Annotated in this window: 17 protein-coding genes; 5 read left to right on the forward strand and 12 right to left on the reverse strand. The window is 55.3% G+C overall.

The features are described 5' to 3' along the window. From pqqC to yajD, 6 genes are all read right to left on the reverse strand, one after another. The gene (pqqC, locus tag LOC22_RS20330; RefSeq protein WP_003857506.1) at positions 1-756 is read right to left on the reverse strand and encodes a pyrroloquinoline-quinone synthase PqqC; all 756 of its coding nucleotides are present in this window, start codon (positions 754-756) and stop codon (positions 1-3) included. A gap of 2 nt (positions 757-758) precedes the next feature. Further along, complete coding sequence (pqqB, locus tag LOC22_RS20335; protein WP_017384563.1) at positions 759-1,676, reverse strand: pyrroloquinoline quinone biosynthesis protein PqqB; 918 nt, start codon at positions 1,674-1,676, stop codon at positions 759-761. Positions 1,677-1,731: 55 nt separating this feature from the next. Next, on the reverse strand, positions 1,732-1,803 hold the full coding sequence (gene pqqA, locus LOC22_RS20340) for a pyrroloquinoline quinone precursor peptide PqqA (RefSeq protein ID WP_002905689.1): 72 nt from the start codon (positions 1,801-1,803) through the stop codon (positions 1,732-1,734). A 138-nt stretch (positions 1,804-1,941) separates the two neighbouring features. Beyond that, the gene (locus LOC22_RS20345; RefSeq protein WP_032653397.1) at positions 1,942-2,961 is read right to left on the reverse strand and encodes a dipeptidase; all 1,020 of its coding nucleotides are present in this window, start codon (positions 2,959-2,961) and stop codon (positions 1,942-1,944) included. 104 nt (positions 2,962-3,065) lie between these two features. Continuing rightward, positions 3,066-4,331 (reverse strand): Y-family DNA polymerase, encoded by a 1,266-nt coding sequence (locus tag LOC22_RS20350; RefSeq protein ID WP_032609083.1) that lies wholly within the window; start codon positions 4,329-4,331, stop codon positions 3,066-3,068. Positions 4,332-4,590: 259 nt separating this feature from the next. After that, a complete protein-coding gene (yajD, locus tag LOC22_RS20355; RefSeq protein WP_006808895.1) occupies positions 4,591-4,938 on the reverse strand; it encodes an HNH nuclease YajD in 348 nt (115 codons plus the stop codon). Positions 4,939-5,145: 207 nt separating this feature from the next. Here yajD and LOC22_RS20360 point away from each other — a divergent pair, with 207 nt between their 5' ends. Together LOC22_RS20360 and LOC22_RS20365 are read left to right on the forward strand one after the other, a co-directional pair. Then, complete coding sequence (locus LOC22_RS20360; protein WP_017384559.1) at positions 5,146-6,180, forward strand: LLM class flavin-dependent oxidoreductase; 1,035 nt, start codon at positions 5,146-5,148, stop codon at positions 6,178-6,180. Next, a complete protein-coding gene (locus LOC22_RS20365; protein ID WP_230239160.1) occupies positions 6,173-7,120 on the forward strand; it encodes a zinc-dependent alcohol dehydrogenase family protein in 948 nt (315 codons plus the stop codon). Before LOC22_RS20360 ends, LOC22_RS20365 begins: the two co-directional genes overlap by 8 nt. On the opposite strand, the gene LOC22_RS20370 is transcribed toward LOC22_RS20365, so the two are convergent. Next, a complete protein-coding gene (locus LOC22_RS20370) occupies positions 7,117-8,157 on the reverse strand; it encodes an AI-2E family transporter (RefSeq protein WP_003857467.1) in 1,041 nt (346 codons plus the stop codon). The two genes, LOC22_RS20365 and LOC22_RS20370, sit on opposite strands and share 4 nt — an antisense overlap. A gap of 420 nt (positions 8,158-8,577) precedes the next feature. Here LOC22_RS20370 and mdtJ point away from each other — a divergent pair, with 420 nt between their 5' ends. Together mdtJ and mdtI are read left to right on the forward strand one after the other, a co-directional pair. Beyond that, positions 8,578-8,940, forward strand: a complete 363-nt coding sequence (mdtJ, locus tag LOC22_RS20375; RefSeq protein WP_015570633.1) for a multidrug/spermidine efflux SMR transporter subunit MdtJ — start codon at positions 8,578-8,580, stop codon at positions 8,938-8,940. Continuing rightward, positions 8,927-9,256, forward strand: a complete 330-nt coding sequence (gene mdtI / locus LOC22_RS20380; RefSeq protein ID WP_003857463.1) for a multidrug/spermidine efflux SMR transporter subunit MdtI — start codon at positions 8,927-8,929, stop codon at positions 9,254-9,256. Before mdtJ ends, mdtI begins: the two co-directional genes overlap by 14 nt. Positions 9,257-9,261: 5 nt before the next feature. On the opposite strand, the gene LOC22_RS20385 is transcribed toward mdtI, so the two are convergent. The 5 genes from LOC22_RS20385 to LOC22_RS20400 all read right to left on the reverse strand — a co-directional run bounded on the left by LOC22_RS20385 (position 9,262) and on the right by LOC22_RS20400 (position 13,629). Beyond that, positions 9,262-10,083: a trypsin-like serine peptidase gene (locus LOC22_RS20385; RefSeq protein ID WP_230239161.1), complete on the reverse strand. Its 822-nt coding sequence runs from the start codon at positions 10,081-10,083 to the stop codon at positions 9,262-9,264. 102 nt (positions 10,084-10,185) lie between these two features. Next, positions 10,186-10,269: a hypothetical protein gene (locus LOC22_RS22335; RefSeq protein WP_057979992.1), complete on the reverse strand. Its 84-nt coding sequence runs from the start codon at positions 10,267-10,269 to the stop codon at positions 10,186-10,188. 92 nt (positions 10,270-10,361) lie between these two features. Next, positions 10,362-10,667 (reverse strand): acid resistance repetitive basic protein Asr, encoded by a 306-nt coding sequence (gene asr, locus LOC22_RS20390; protein WP_003857459.1) that lies wholly within the window; start codon positions 10,665-10,667, stop codon positions 10,362-10,364. 149 nt (positions 10,668-10,816) lie between these two features. Beyond that, positions 10,817-12,301, reverse strand: a complete 1,485-nt coding sequence (locus tag LOC22_RS20395) for a carboxypeptidase M32 (RefSeq protein WP_015570631.1) — start codon at positions 12,299-12,301, stop codon at positions 10,817-10,819. 74 nt (positions 12,302-12,375) lie between these two features. Then, a complete protein-coding gene (locus tag LOC22_RS20400; RefSeq protein ID WP_230239162.1) occupies positions 12,376-13,629 on the reverse strand; it encodes an MFS transporter in 1,254 nt (417 codons plus the stop codon). 121 nt (positions 13,630-13,750) lie between these two features. Here LOC22_RS20400 and LOC22_RS20405 point away from each other — a divergent pair, with 121 nt between their 5' ends. Continuing rightward, positions 13,751-14,656 carry a LysR family transcriptional regulator gene (locus LOC22_RS20405; protein WP_165729922.1) on the forward strand — a complete coding sequence of 302 codons (906 nt, stop codon included), beginning with the start codon at positions 13,751-13,753 and terminating at the stop codon, positions 14,654-14,656. The last annotated feature ends 117 nt before the right edge of the window (positions 14,657-14,773 follow it).

Raw genomic sequence — 14,773 nt, forward strand, 5'->3', positions numbered from 1 at the left:
TTATACCAGTCGGGTTGTGTGCCAGGCCGCTTTGTCGGTGACCGTGTGATAAGGCGGACGCTGTAGCGCGTAGGCCATGGTCATCGCGTCGAGCATCGACCACAGGATATCGAGTTTGAACTGAAGGATCTCCAGCATCCGATTCTGCTTTTCCGCGCTATCGCAGTAACGCTTCGCCAGCTCCAGGCCGTGTTCAACGTCGCGGCTGGCCTGGCTGAGGCGGCTGCGGAAATAAAAATAGCCTTCCTCTTTGATCCACGGGTAGTGCTGTGGCCAGCTGTCGAGACGCGACTGATGGATTTGCGGGGCGAACAGTTCGGTGAGCGAGCTGCATGCCGCCTCCTGCCAGTTGGCGCGGCGGGCGAAGTTAACGTAAGCGTCGACGGCGAAACGGACGCCGGGCAGCACGTGGCGTTCGCTGATTAAGTCCTCGCGGCTGAGCCCCACGGCTTCGCCCAGCTGTAGCCAGGCTTCGATACCGCCGTCATGACCGTTACTACCGTCGTGATCGAGGATCCGCTGCACCCATTTGCGACGCGTGTGCGGATCCGGGCAGTTCGCCATAATTGCCGCGTCTTTCAGCGGGATCGTCGTCTGGTAGTAAAACCTGTTCGCCACCCAGCCCTGGATCTGCTCGCGGCTGGCCTCGCCGTTATGCATCGCGATATGGTACGGATGGTGAATATGATAGTAGGCGCCTTTCGCCCGGAGGGCGTGCTCAAACTCTTGCGGTGAGAGCGTTTCGCGAATGTGCATAGTTAGTCCTGAAGCGTGATGTTCATCCCGTCCCAGCTCACTTCTATTCCCTGCTGCGCAAGGGCGTGACGCTGCGGCGACTGCTCGTTAAGGATCGGGTTGGTGTTATTAATGTGGATCAGAATCTTGCGCTTTGCCGGCAGCGAGGCCAGCAGCGCCATCATGCCGTGTTCATCGCCGAGCGCCAGATGGCCCATGTCGCGGCCGGTATTGCGCCCGACGCCGGTGGCCTGGAGTTCATCGTCCTGCCAGACGGTACCGTCAATCAGCAGACAGTCCGCTTTTTTAAGCCACGGCAGGATGGTGTCATCGGGTTCACCGAGACCCGGTGCGTAGAACAGCGTCTGACCGTTGCGGCGGTTTTCGATAAACAGCGCCACGTTATGCCCCGGCAGCGGGCGGTCGCGCCACGGCGAATAGGGCGGTGCGTTACTGGCGATGGGGACAGCGGTAAACTGCAAATCAGGGCAGGCTTCCACGCTAAAGGCGGTAAGCGGCGCGATCGGGTGATGAATCAGGCCGCCGTTCCAGTGCCGGAGCATGGTAAAAATCGGGAATCCGCTGGAAAGATCTTCATGCACCTCCGGCGTACACCATACCTGATGCGGGCACCCTTCGCGCAGGCTGAGCAGCCCGGTGGTGTGGTCAATCTGGCTATCGGTGAGAATAATGCCGCCAATATGCGTGCCGCGCAGAACCTCTTTCTTATTCAGTTCTGGCGTATGGGCAATCTGCTGGCTGATATCGGGGGAGGCGTTACACAGCACCCACTCTTTGCCGTTATCGCTGACGATGATCGACGACTGGGTGCGAGGGGTCGCCTGAAGGGTACCGTCGCGCAAACCCTGACAGTTGGCGCAGTTACAGTTCCACTGGGGGAAACCACCGCCAGCGGCGGAACCGAGGACTTTTATAAACATGAAGATGGGCCAGGTAGTCAAACAAAAATGCCCGCACGGATGGCGGGCAGAGCGATTAGCGGTTGGAAATGTACAGGGTCACTTCCAGGCCAAGACGTAAATCAATAAAAGCAGGTTTCTTCCACATCGTTTTTTCCTCTTTAAAAATGCAGCACCAACGCCATTGTTTGTGCCAGTTTTGTGATGGTCATCAAATAATGCGTCACAGGAGGGCAAAGCTCAACCCGAAAGATGTAAGGAATTAACTTAATGTTTACAACGTAACCTATTGTTGCCAAACATTTTGCAATACCTTTTGCCAGTTGCCCCACAGCAGCTTATTCAGCACAAATTGATCATAGCCGCTGTCACGCAATGCGCTGATTAGCCGCGGTAAACCACTCACATCGTGTAAGTCATCAGGCAACGTAATGCCGTCAAAATCGGAGCCCAGCGCGACATGATCGTCACCCATGATGTTAATAAGATAGTCGATATGGCGAACAATCGTACTCAGCGGGGTATCGCTATCGCGTTTACCGTCGGCGCGCAGAAACGCGTTGCCGAAATTGACGCCTGCCACGCCGCCGCTGTCGCGGATAGCCAGCAGCTGCCGATCGGTCAGATTGCGCGGTTGCGGGCATAGCGTATGGGCGTTGGAATGGGTGGCGACCAGCGGTGAAGAGGAATGACGAGCGGTATCCCAGAACGCTTTTTCATTCATATGCGAAACGTCAATCAGCATGTTCAGGGCGTTAGCGTGCTTAATGAGGGCGATACCCTCAGCGGTAAGCCCTGGGCCGCTGTCCGGGCTGCCGGGAAACGCCCCGTTAACGCCGGTGCCGAAACGGTTAGCAATGTTCCAGAAAGGCCCAATGCTGCGCACCCCGGCGGCATAGAAAGCCTGTAGATCGTCTCCCTCGCCGTCAAAACCGCCCGCGCCCTCAATATGCGCCACCATCGCCAGCACTTTATCCTGACGGCAGCGTTCGATATCCGCCGCGCTCAGGCACAATCGTGCCCGGCCATCGGAGTGTGCGACAAGCTGCTTAAGGATCGTCAACTGCTGCCAGAGAATGTCGACCGGCTGCCACGGCTCGCTGGCGTATTGTGGCGCCATGCGGGCGATATACTCCTGCGGCGGCACGAACAGCGCGAACAGCCCGCCGGAAAATCCGCCTTGCTGCATACGCGGATAATCGAGGTGTCCCTTCTCAATGCCGGAGAAGAAGGCCGTTACCGGATCCTGGCGATGGTGAAGCCATAAATTAAGCAACAGGTCATTGTGACCATCAAAAATCGCCATAGCGCATCCCACTGTCTTTTATTGCTGCGAAAGTTGCCTGGCACGATAACCGATTTGTCCGGTCCGGCAAGGGGAAAATTACAACTTAGCAGCAATTGTTAATATCACTTAACAGTGAGGAGATCCGCAAAGCGGGTGGTGTAGCGGGGTGAAAGCATTTCCCGTTTCATCTGCCACGGCTGCTGAATACCCTGTCCCGCGAAGTAAAGCGTGCCACGGCCATTTTCAGCATTCAGATGGTCTAATACATCCATTAACTTTTGGCTGTTTTTCCTGGGTGCGTTGTCGTCAAACAGATTAAGTTGCGCGACGCCCTGGCTATAAAAATCTCCCAGCATCACTCCGGCTTTCTGGTACCGATGGCCGTTCTTCCAGACCGCATCCAGACAACGAACTGATGCGCCGATAATATCCCGACTATCCTGGGTTGGGGTGAGCAGTTTTACCGACGCGCTATTGCCATAATATGGCTCGTTAAGCGCGAAGGGCGAGGTTTTAACAAATACGGAGATAAAGCGGCAATGCTGATGCTCATTGCGAAGTTTTTCTGCTGCCCGGGCGGCATAACTACAGATGGCCTGGCGTACATCGTCATATTCCGTGATGCGTTCGCCAAACGAGCGCGAACAGACGATTTCTTGCTTTACCGGGGCAAACTCTTCCAGTTCAAGACACGATTCGCCCCGTAATTCACGCACCGTTCTCTCCAGCACGACATTGAAATGTTTTCTTATGAACCGGATATCGGTGTCTGCCAGTTGCAGGACGGTCTTAATCCCCATCATCTCAAGCTTCTTCGCTATGCGACGTCCTACACCCCAAACGTCTTCGACGGGTAGCGCCGCCATCAGCTTTCTCTGACGATCCACATTGGATAAATCAACAACGCCTCCCGTCTGGCGCTGCCAGCGTTTCGCCGCGTGATTTGCCAGTTTCGCCAGCGTCTTTGTGGGTGCGATGCCCACTCCGACGGTCAGATGGGTGCGTTGCAGTACGGTCGCTCTCATTTCATGCCCAAAGTCGGAAAGATCGCGACAATTACGCACGCCGGTAAGATCGCAAAAGATCTCATCAATTGAGTATATTTCGCTACGAGGCGACATCTCTTCAAGCGTGTTCATTACCCGGTTGGACATATCCGCGTAAAGTTCATAATTACTGCTGAAACAAACCACGCCATGATGCCTGAAGAGATCTTTCTGTTTGAAGTACGGTTCACCCATTTTCACAAAGGGTTTGGCTTCAGCGGAGCGAGAGATGACGCACCCATCGTTATTGGATAACACGACCACCGGTCGTCCCTTCAGGTCCGGGCGAAAAACCGTTTCACAGGAAGCATAGAAAGCGTTCACATCACACAGTGCAAACATGGTCAGCTCGCTCTGGTATCGCCAGGTGGGGTGAAAAACTGCATTATGATCACCGTTAATCAATACTGTATTTATATACAGTATTGTATATTGATAGCAAAGATCAAGGGGGAACGAGGAGTGACGTCGTACGGGTGCAGGAGGGAGAGGGTTATGTCAAGAATGGTGGCGAGGCAAATCTGGCGGAAAGGGTATTTAATGAAATATTTAAGGAATATAAGTGCCCATACGGCAGGTATGGGCAGTGAAGCCGTCGATATTACTTCTTCTTGTTCATCATCGCCTTGAGATCGGCAAAGGGGTTAAACGTGGCGACACCCACGTCTTTTTGCGCATCCTCACCCGCGACAACGGTGGTGCCATACTGATCCGCTTCGGTGTACTTTGAGTGTTCGTGGTCATGGCAAAACAGGCACAACAGCTCCCAGTTACTGCCATCTTCCGGGTTATTGGTGTGATCGTGGTCGATATGGTGAACCGTGAGTTCACGAAGATTTGAATAAACAAACTCACGCGAACAGCGTCCACAAACCCAGGGGTAGATTTTTAGCGCTTTTTCACGGTAGCCGCTTTCCAGCCGTGCGTAGTTTTTGGGGATCAGAGCCATTGCTGATGTTACCTGTTAAAAAGAGAATAGTTCACACTATATCCCATTATGAGATGTCAGGAGAATGTCTCCTCTGCGGGAAGGCAGCGTGCGATTTGCGTGTTTCTGTCAGTTTATTTGAAGCATTCCGTTAAATAATCACCATTTATTCTCAATCGTTAATGCGTAGAGTAGGGATAACGCAATGCTTTATCAGGATACTCCACTATGAAAAAGATCGGATTTTTGTCGTTTGGTCACTGGACGCCGTCACCCCAGTCCGGCACGCGAACCGCGGCTGACACGCTGCTACAGTCCATCGATCTGGCGGTCGCCGCCGAAGAGCTGGGCGCGGACGGGGCTTATTTCCGTGTGCATCACTTTGCCCGCCAGCTCAGTTCGCCATTCCCCTTGCTGGCGGCAATAGGCGCGAAAACCAAACGCATCGAAATCGGGACGGGCGTGATCGACATGCGGTATGAAAATCCGCTGTATATGGCGGAAGATGCTGGCGCGGCAGATCTCATCTCCGGCGGGCGATTACAGCTTGGTATCAGCCGGGGCTCCCCGGAGCAGGTGATTGATGGCTGGCGTTATTTTGGTTACGTGCCGCAGGAAGGGGAAAACGAATCTGATATGGCGCGCCGCCACACTGAGGTACTGCTTGATGTATTACGCGGTGAAGGGTTTGCGAAGCCTAACCCACAGCCGATGTTCCCAAACCCGCCGGGATTGTTGCGTCTGGAGCCGCATTCAGAAGGCTTACGCGATCGTATCTGGTGGGGGGCTGGCTCTAATGCAACGGCAGTATGGGCGGCAACACTGGGGATGAACCTGCAAAGCTCAACGCTGAAAGATGATGAAACCGGCGAGCCGTTCCATATTCAGCAGGCAAAACAGATCCGTGCCTACAGACAGGCCTGGGCAGAGGCAGGGCATACCCGTCAGCCACGCGTTTCGGTCAGCCGCAGTATTTTTGCCCTGATGGACGATCGCGACCGGATGTATTTCGGCTCAAGCCGCAATGAGAGCGACAGCGTGGGCTATCTGGATGAGAAAACGCGGGCCATTTTCGGACGCAGCTATGCCGCAGAGCCAGACAAGCTGATTGAACAGTTGAAAAAGGATGAAGCGATCGCGGAAGCAGATACGCTGTTACTTACCGTGCCGAATCAGCTGGGCGTGGAATACAACGCACATGTGATCGAGTCCATCCTGAAACATGTCGCACCGGAAATGGGATGGCGCGATCGCAATGCGTAATCTGGCCCTCTGGTATCGCCGGTTTGGTGAGCCTGAATTGGTACTGCAAGCGGAAACCACGCCATTGACGCCGCGACAGCCGGGAGAGATACGTGTGCGCATGCTTTTTTCCCCGGTGAACGCCTCCGATCTCATCCCCATCACCGGAGCATATCGCCATCGCACGCCGCTGCCTGCGATAGCCGGTTATGAAGGGGTCGGAATAGTGACCGAAACGCCCGCCGCTTATCCGGCGCTGCTGGGCAAGCGGGTCCTGCCGTTACGGGGGCAGGGAACCTGGCAGCGCTATGTCGACTGCCCGGCGGCGTATGCGGTTCCCGTCCCGGACGACGTCGACTCGCTTCTTGCCGCGCGGGGGTATATCAACCCGCTTGCCGCACAGATGATGCTGGACCGCTATCCTCCGGTCGGGAAAACGGTGCTGCTCACCGCTGCCGGTTCTGACTGCGCCGTTCTGCTCGGGCAATGGGCACGCCAGGCGGGTGCAGAGGCGGTTTACGGGATCCATCGCTCGCCCGTGCACGCTCAACGTCTGGCTGAAATGGGGATCGTCCCGATTGCGCAACATGATACGGCCGCCGTCAACGCTGCCGCCGCGCAAGCGGAGGTGGTGTACGACGCCACGGGCGGCAGTCTGGCGGAGACGATCCTGAGCGTGATGCCCGAAACCGGCACCTTTGTCTGCTACGGGCTACTCTCCGGGCAGACCTTCCGGCAGCAGCGGCCGTTGCCGCGCGTGGCGTGGTTTCACATTCGTAACTATCTGGACGCGCTGAGCGCTGAGGCGTGGCAGGCGGAGTTTCGGCGCATCTGGCCTAAACTACGCGCCAGCCAGTGCAGCGATGTCACCCTCTACCCGCTGTCGGAATGGCAGCGGGCAGTGGGCAACTACCGCGAAGCGGGAAGAACGGGTAAGCCCATGCTCTCAATGGACAATTAATCGGCCTTATGGCTCATGTCGCTCAGCAGTACAGCGATACTTTGTCCACCGGCGGTCTGCTCCAGGCCAATTTTGACAATAATTGTCAGCGGAACGGAGAGCAGCATGCCGACAGGCCCGAGCAGCCAGCCCCAGAAAATCAGGGACAGGAACACAACAAGGGTTGAAAGCCCCAGCCCGCGTCCCATTATCCGTGGTTCGAGAATGTTCCCGAAGACAAGGTTAATCACCAGATAGCCTGCCAGCAGAATCAGGGCATCATACAAACCGCTGAAAACCAGCACCTGAAGGATAGGGGGGATCGCCGCCAGCACGGAGCCGATGTTAGGAATATAGTTGAGCGCAAAGGCCAGCAGCCCCCAGACAAAGGCAAAACGCACATCCAGCGCGGCGAGCATCCCCCAGACCACTAATCCCGTCACCAGGCTGATGGCCGTTTTCAGCACCAGATAGCGTGAAACGCTGTCGAGCGCGCGCTGAATGGCGCCCATTCCCTCTACCGGACGCACCATGATGTGCTGGAGCTTTGCAGGCAGCTGTGGAACTTCCAGCAGCATAAACACAACCGTCAGGAACAGCAGGAAAATCGAGGTCATGGCGTTGGAGAGTTGTGCCAGCAGGCTGGTGACAATCGTCATGGCGGCATTCGGATCGATGTATTTAAGCAGTTCCTCAACCGAGACTTCGATACCCGCGCGTTGCAGCCAGGGTTCAATTTGCAGCAGCGGGGTCGCCAGGGAAGAGCGGTATGTCGGTAGCGTCCGCGCCAGCTCGTTCAGGGAGGTTCCCAGATAGGCGACTAACAGCACCATCGCAACGATAATAATACTGATAAGCAGGCTTATCGCCAGCACACGCGGGATGCGCAGCCGTACCATTCGCTGCACCAGTGGATTGAGGATCACCGCGATAAAAAGCGCCAGGATAAAAGGCACGATGATATCGGCCGCAAAACGAACGCCGGTCAGAATGATCACCAGCATGCCCAGCATGATGACGATCTTAAGCCCGTTGAGGGTGATAATAGGTTTGGCCATGGACGTTCCTGAACAGTTTTTTATTTATAATAGAGGGGAAAGCGGATTAAAAAAACTAACCAAAATCAAACAGACTGGGTAAAGAAATGAAAAGGCTTTGAGTAAATTCCTGGCTTATGATACAAATCAGGCGTGTTCAACTACCGAGGACAATTTTCATCCGCAAAGACGAGAAGCAACACCGCGGATAATTGTAATTTTATGGACAATTTGTTCAGGACGTATTTTTCAAACAACTCTGCTCTGTTTTCAACCTCCCTCTGCCTGCTTTCTGGTGAGCAACACTGGCGTTCCGCGCTATAGTCACGTCTTCTGCCTGAGCTGGCGCTATGCGCTTAGCTAACTGATTTAATTCCCAATTTTTGGTTTGCTGTCCGCAGCGAGCCTCGATGGATTATATTCTCAAGCAGGAGAAAAAACATGTTTTACTGGATTTTATTAGCTCTGGCGATCGTCGCTGAAATTACCGGCACCTTGTCGATGAAATGGGCAAGCGTGAGTGATGGCAGCACCGGTTTTATTTTGATGCTGGTCATGATTACGCTTTCCTATATTTTCCTCTCTTTTGCGGTTAAAAAAATCGCGCTGGGCGTGGCATACGCATTGTGGGAAGGTATTGGTATTTTATTGATTACGCTGTTTAGCGTCATGTTATTTGATGAAACCCTGACGACAATGAAAATTGCCGGGCTGACGACCCTGGTCGCAGGTATCGTGCTGATTAAATCGGGTACACGTAAACCGGCAAAACAGCAGAAGGAGCAGACCCATGCAGCAGTTTGAATGGATCCACGCGGCCTGGCTGGCTTTCGCCATCGTTCTGGAAATTATTGCCAACGTCTTTCTGAAGTTCTCCGACGGTTTTCGTCGCAAAGCCTACGGCCTGTTATCGATTGCCGCGGTTCTGGGGGCGTTTAGCGCCCTGTCGCAGGCGGTGAAAGGCATCGATCTGTCCGTGGCCTATGCGCTGTGGGGGGGCTTCGGTATTGCCGCCACCCTGGCGGCAGGCTGGATTATGTTCGGGCAGCGTTTAAACAATAAAGGCTGGATAGGGCTGGTATTACTGCTCGCCGGCATGATCATGATAAAACTGGCCTGAGTGACCTACTGATGCGCCAGGGCTTCCAGCCGGTCGCGAAAACCGGTCACCGACAACGCCCGGTTATCGGCGCGCCAGCGGTCTTTCGCCGCTGGCGCAGAACTCTGAACGCCAATCAGCTGCCAGCCGTTATCGGTTTTTAACATCAGGGGCGATCCGCTATCACCCGGTAGCGTATCGCACTGATGCGACAGTACGCTGTTTTGCGCCCAGCCCGTCACCACGCAGTCCGTATGGGTGTACAGCGAATCGAGGTGATCAACAGGATAACCTGATTGCGTCACTTTTCGATCGGCGGCTTTCAGGGCGGCGGTGAGCGCGACCTTATCGCCATCAAAGAGCGGCAGCGGGGTGATCCCGGACGGCGGATAACGTAAAACGATCAGCCCGAAATCCCAGGAGGCCGCCCCGGGCGGCACAATCCAGCCATCGCCATCCGGTTTCAGGCGTTTGCCAAGCGACGGATCCACACGCCCCTCAATACCGTGAATTTCGTAGCGCCATATTCCTTTTTGCGACACAAAGCGCAGGGCGATCGCTTTATCCGGTTTGCCTTCAGGCGGCATTAACAGGCAATGACCCGCCGTAAGCGCAAGGCGTGGCGTAATGAGGGTTGCGGTACATAAATTGCCGCTGGCGGTTTCCAGTTGCCCGATGGCATCCCAGGGCGATTCGGTAGGATCGGTGACACGCGTACGATCGTCATGACCAAAAAACAGCGTCTTTACCTCTTTGGCGCTAATGGCGTCATCGTCGCCATCATCCGCATGTGAAAAGCCAGCAAAAAGGCTAAACGTTCCCAGTAACAACACAACAGATTTACGCATATCACACTCTGGTGGGGGTAATTATGATTATTAAAAGTGAACCCTATGAAAATACTATAGACGCGACGGCGAGAAAGTGGGAGTAAAATCAGCGTGCTACATTCAGGAAAGATAAAAGTGGCTGGCGATGAGCGCGCATAAAATTAGCAGGATAAGAATGAACTCAAACCGATAGCGCCGCAGCATACGCCCTCCGGATAAAAAAACGGCGCTGACCGCAAACCCGTTCAGCGCCGGTTTACCAACGTGCCCCGAAGGGCACGGTTAAGCTTGTACTCTTACGCTGCTGGCTGTGCAGCAGGTTTAGCCGCTTCGTGTTTTGCCGCTTTTTTGTGATGCTTTTTAGCCGCCTGGGCTTTCTGCTCTACCGCAGGTTTTGCCGCTTTTTTGTGGTGCTTTTTCGCGGCCTGCGCTTTCTGTTCTGCCGCTGGTTTAGCCGCTTTGTGATGTTTTTTATGGTGAACCGTTTTGGCCGGAGCAGCGGTGGATGCCGCAGGCGCTGCGGTGGCGGTAGTTTCAGCCGCGAATGCAGCGGAAGACAGACCCATAGCAGCGGCAACAACCAGAGCTAATACTTTTTTCATTTTCATACCCTCGAATTTGGTTTCTCATTTAACCCCACTGCGGGGCCGTTGAAATAACTATATCCCTGTAAATTCGGGGTTTCCGTGAGTGATTGGTATCGGCGTGTAACCATATGTACAACGCCAGGGTGGACCCCCGGCGCGTTCGGTTACAGGTAGCGGGACGTCAGGTGTTCGCGGAAGTAGCGGATATTCAGATCTTCACCTGTAGCCTGGGTGATGAGCTGCGACGTGCTGAAACGGCTGCCGTGCTGCCAGATATTCTGACGCAGCCAGTCAAACAGCGCCGAGAAATCGCCCCCGGCGATGGATGCCTGCAACCCCGGCAGCGCAGTTTTGGCGGCATGGAACAGCTGTGCCGCATACATTGCCCCCAGCGTGTAAGACGGGAAGTAGCCAAAACCGCCGTCGGTCCAGTGGATATCCTGCATACAGCCGTTGCGGTAGTTATCTTTGGTGGATAACCCAAGCCAGGCCTGCATTTTCTCATCCCATAACGCGGGAATATCATCGACTTCAATTTCGCCATTGATTAGCGCGCGCTCGATCTCATAGCGCAGCACCACATGCGCCGGATAGCTCACTTCATCCGCATCAACGCGGATGTAGCCCGGCTTCACGCGCTGGTTCCAGGCAATAAAATTCTCTTCGCTGAATGCCGCCTGGCTACCGAAACGGGCATGAACCGCCGGAAGCAGATGCTTCAGGAAAGCGTCGCTGCGGCCCAGCTGCATTTCAAAGAACAAGCTCTGGGATTCATGGATCGCCGTAGAGCGCGCCAGCGCAACGGGCTGGCCGGCCCACGCTCGCGGAAGGTTTTGCTCGTAGCGGGCATGTCCGGTTTCGTGGATCACGCCGAAAAGCGCGCTGAGCAGTTCATCTTCATCGTAACGCGTGGTGATACGCACATCTTCCGGCACGCCGCCGCAGAACGGGTGGGCGCTAACGTCCAGACGACCGCCGTTAAAATCGAAGCCAAGCATTTTCATCGCTTCCAGGCCCAGCTCGCGCTGCGTGGCGGTCGGGAAGGGACCCTGTGGCGGAACGAACGATCGTTGAGCCTGTTTTTCCACAACCTTTGCCAGCAGCTCCGGCAGCCAGGACTTCAGATCGCCGAACAGCACATCCAGGCGAGCGCTGGTCATGTCGGGTTCAAAGATATCCAGCAGCGCGTCGTAAGGCGTGCAGCCTTTAGCCTCAGCGCGCAGGCGGGCTTCTTCACGACTGAGTTTCACCACCTCTTTCAGGTTGGCTGAAAAGCCCTGCCAGTCGTTGGCCGGACGCTGAGTGCGCCACGCGTGTTCACACCTGCTGCCTGCCAGCGATTTGGCCTCCACCAGCGATTCCGGCAGTAAAGTGGCCTGCTGGTAGTGGCGCGTCATTTCACGCAGGTTGGCCTGCTCAACGTCGTTCAGATCTTCGTCTGCCGCCGCCGCCAGCCATTCACCCACTTTTTTATCGGTCAGGATCTGATGTTGCAGGACGCTCATCTCCGCCAGCGCTTCACCGCGCGCGGCGCTGCCGCCTGGCGGCATCATGGTGAACATATCCCAGCTGGCGATGGAGGAGAGGTGCGAGAAGCGGGAGAGGCGCTGGAAGGTACGTGTGAGTTGTTGATAGTTATTGTTTTTCATGAAGTCCTCGTGTCTGAATCAGCCGATGACAAAAATTAGCATCGGCTCGATTTAAACACGAAGAGGGCTGAATGTTAATGCAGTCGTTTATGCAGGCTCGCGCCCACCAGCAGTGCCGCGCACAACATCAGCGCGATAAATCCGCCCACGCCGTTCCAGCCGTAGTTATGCCAGAACACCCCGCCGAGCGTACCGGCTATGCTGGAACCAAGATAGTAACTGAACAGATACAGTGAGGAAGCCTGACCTTTAGCGCGGCGCGCGCGCGGGCCAATCCAGCTGCTGGCAACGGAATGCGCGGCAAAGAAGCCCGCAGAGAAGAGCAACATTCCGGAAAAAATCAGCCACAGGGAAGAGAAAAGCGTCATCAGCAGTCCGAACAGCATTACGGCGGTGGATACCAGCATCACCGGACCACGGCCGAAGCGCGCGGTCATGGCGCCCGCTTTTGGCGAACTCCATGTCCCGGTGAGATACGCCACCGAGAGCAAACCCACCAATGCCTGGCTAAGATGCCACGGTGAAAGCATCAGACGATAGCCAATGTAGTTGAACAGCGTCACGAACGAGCCCATCAGCAGGAAACCGGTCAGGAACAAACGGGGCAGCCCTTGATCGCGCCAGTGCAGACGAAAGTTGATAAATAACGTTTTCGGACGCAGGGAGGTCGGGCGGAAATGGCGCGATTCCGGCAGGATTTTCCAGAACATCAGCGCCGAAGCGAGGGCGAAGCAGCCGATAACGGCCAGCGCAATGCGCCAGTTAAAGAAATCGGTAAACACACCGCTGAGCAGCCGTCCGCTCATCCCGCCGATAGAGTTCCCGCTAATGTACAGCCCCATGGAGAAGGCCACGAAGCTCGGGTGGATCTCCTCGCTGAGATAGGTCATCCCGACCGCCGCAACGCCGCTCAGGGATAACCCAATCAGCGCGCGCATGACCAGAATGCCGTGCCAGCTGGTCATCATGGTGGACAGCAAGGTACACACGGAGGCCAGCATTAACGCCGTTACCATGACCTGCTTACGTCCGATGGCATCCGAAAGTGGCCCGGTAAACAGCAGACCGATCGCCAGCATCCCGGTGGAAATGGAGAGCGAAATACTGCTACTGGCTGGCGACACGCCAAATTCATGCGACAGGACCGGCAGGATCGGCTGAACGCAGTAGAGCAGGGCGAAAGTGGCGAGACCCGCTGAGAAGAGCGCCAGCGTGACGCGCATAAACTGGGGGGTACCACGTTTAATAAACTGAACCGGCTGCGGTGCTGCGGGTAAATCATCAATGTCGCTGGCCGGCGCGATATCAACGGTCGTTGTACGGCTCACACATAATCCTTGCTTAAACATCCCCGTGGTTTCTGGTGACGGGTATGACCACAAGATTAGGGTAGGAAAATGTAAATATTCTGTCTAATATATTAATAATCTCAAATGATACTTTAAAAATATGAATATCGAGCTGCGCCATCTGCGCTATTTTGTCGCCGTCGCCGAAGAGCTGCATTTTGGTCGTGCGGCGGCAAGGCTGAATATCTCTCAGCCACCGCTAAGCCAGCAGATCCAGATCCTGGAGCAGCAGGTCGGGGCGCGTCTGCTGGCGCGAACCAACCGCAGCGTGAGCCTGACGGCGGCGGGAAAACAGTTTCTCGCCGATAGCCGGCAGATCCTGAGTATGGTGGAGGACGCCGCCGCCAGAGCGGAACGGCTTTATCTTGGGGAGACGGGAGAGCTGCGCATCGGGTTTACCTCATCGGCCCCCTTTATCAGCGCTGTTTCACAAACGCTATCCTCGTTTCGCCGTAACTTTCCGGATGTGCATATTCAGACGCGCGAAATAAATACCCGGGAGCAGATATCGCCGCTTAACGAAGGATCGCTCGACCTGGGGCTGATGCGTAACACGCAGTTGCCTGATACCCTGGCGTGGCAGGCGATCCTCCGCGAACCGCTGATGGCGATGATCCCCCGGGATCATCCGCTCGCCGCGCAGCACAGCGTCACGCTGGCTGAACTGGCGAAAGAGCCGTTTGTCTTTTTTGACCCACAGGTGGGTACCGGGTTGTATGACGATATTCTTGGTCTGATGCGGCGATATGGCCTTGTCCCGACTATCGCGCAGGAGGTGGGGGAAGCCATGACGATCATTGGTCTCGTTGCCGCAGGGCTTGGCGTGTCGATTCTCCCCGCCTCATTTAAACGGGTACAACTGGCGGAAATGCGCTGGGTGAAGATAGCCGAGCAGGATGCAGTCTCAGAGATGTGGCTGGTGTGGTCTAAACATCATGAACAGAGCCATGCGGCACAGCGTTTCAAAGAACAATTAATTACCGCTTCTCGCGGGCGTTATTTATAGGGAAAAGTGGGCGAAAATGTGCAGTAAATCACATGGCTAAGTAAAAATTTGACGTCAGCCATTGAAGTGCTTCACCATAGCCCTCAGTTTATTTCGAAGCTCGAAAATAAGGGAGTA

Origin of the sequence: Enterobacter sp. AN-K1 (genome assembly GCF_020971765.1) — a bacterium.
Lineage (GTDB): Bacteria > Pseudomonadota > Gammaproteobacteria > Enterobacterales > Enterobacteriaceae > Enterobacter > Enterobacter hormaechei_C.

Bases quoted from the DNA above. Each gene is read 5' to 3' on its own strand.
- LOC22_RS20365 (WP_230239160.1), top strand. From the start codon at position 6,173: ATGCGTAATCTGGCCCTCTGGTATCGCCGGTTTGGTGAGCCTGAATTG.
- LOC22_RS20345 (WP_032653397.1), bottom strand. From the start codon at position 2,961: ATGGCGATTTTTGATGGTCACAATGACCTGTTGCTTAATTTATGGCTT.
- asr (WP_003857459.1), bottom strand. From the start codon at position 10,667: ATGAAAAAAGTATTAGCTCTGGTTGTTGCCGCTGCTATGGGTCTGTCT.
- pqqB (WP_017384563.1), bottom strand. From the start codon at position 1,676: ATGTTTATAAAAGTCCTCGGTTCCGCCGCTGGCGGTGGTTTCCCCCAG.
- LOC22_RS22335 (WP_057979992.1), bottom strand. From the start codon at position 10,269: ATGCTGCGGCGCTATCGGTTTGAGTTCATTCTTATCCTGCTAATTTTA.
- pqqC (WP_003857506.1), bottom strand. From the start codon at position 756: ATGCACATTCGCGAAACGCTCTCACCGCAAGAGTTTGAGCACGCCCTC.
- LOC22_RS20385 (WP_230239161.1), bottom strand. From the start codon at position 10,083: ATGCGTAAATCTGTTGTGTTGTTACTGGGAACGTTTAGCCTTTTTGCT.
- LOC22_RS20405 (WP_165729922.1), top strand. From the start codon at position 13,751: ATGAATATCGAGCTGCGCCATCTGCGCTATTTTGTCGCCGTCGCCGAA.
- mdtJ (WP_015570633.1), top strand. From the start codon at position 8,578: ATGTTTTACTGGATTTTATTAGCTCTGGCGATCGTCGCTGAAATTACC.
- LOC22_RS20395 (WP_015570631.1), bottom strand. From the start codon at position 12,301: ATGAAAAACAATAACTATCAACAACTCACACGTACCTTCCAGCGCCTC.
- LOC22_RS20350 (WP_032609083.1), bottom strand. From the start codon at position 4,331: ATGTTTGCACTGTGTGATGTGAACGCTTTCTATGCTTCCTGTGAAACG.
- LOC22_RS20370 (WP_003857467.1), bottom strand. From the start codon at position 8,157: ATGGCCAAACCTATTATCACCCTCAACGGGCTTAAGATCGTCATCATG.
- LOC22_RS20360 (WP_017384559.1), top strand. From the start codon at position 5,146: ATGAAAAAGATCGGATTTTTGTCGTTTGGTCACTGGACGCCGTCACCC.
- yajD (WP_006808895.1), bottom strand. From the start codon at position 4,938: ATGGCTCTGATCCCCAAAAACTACGCACGGCTGGAAAGCGGCTACCGT.
- mdtI (WP_003857463.1), top strand. From the start codon at position 8,927: ATGCAGCAGTTTGAATGGATCCACGCGGCCTGGCTGGCTTTCGCCATC.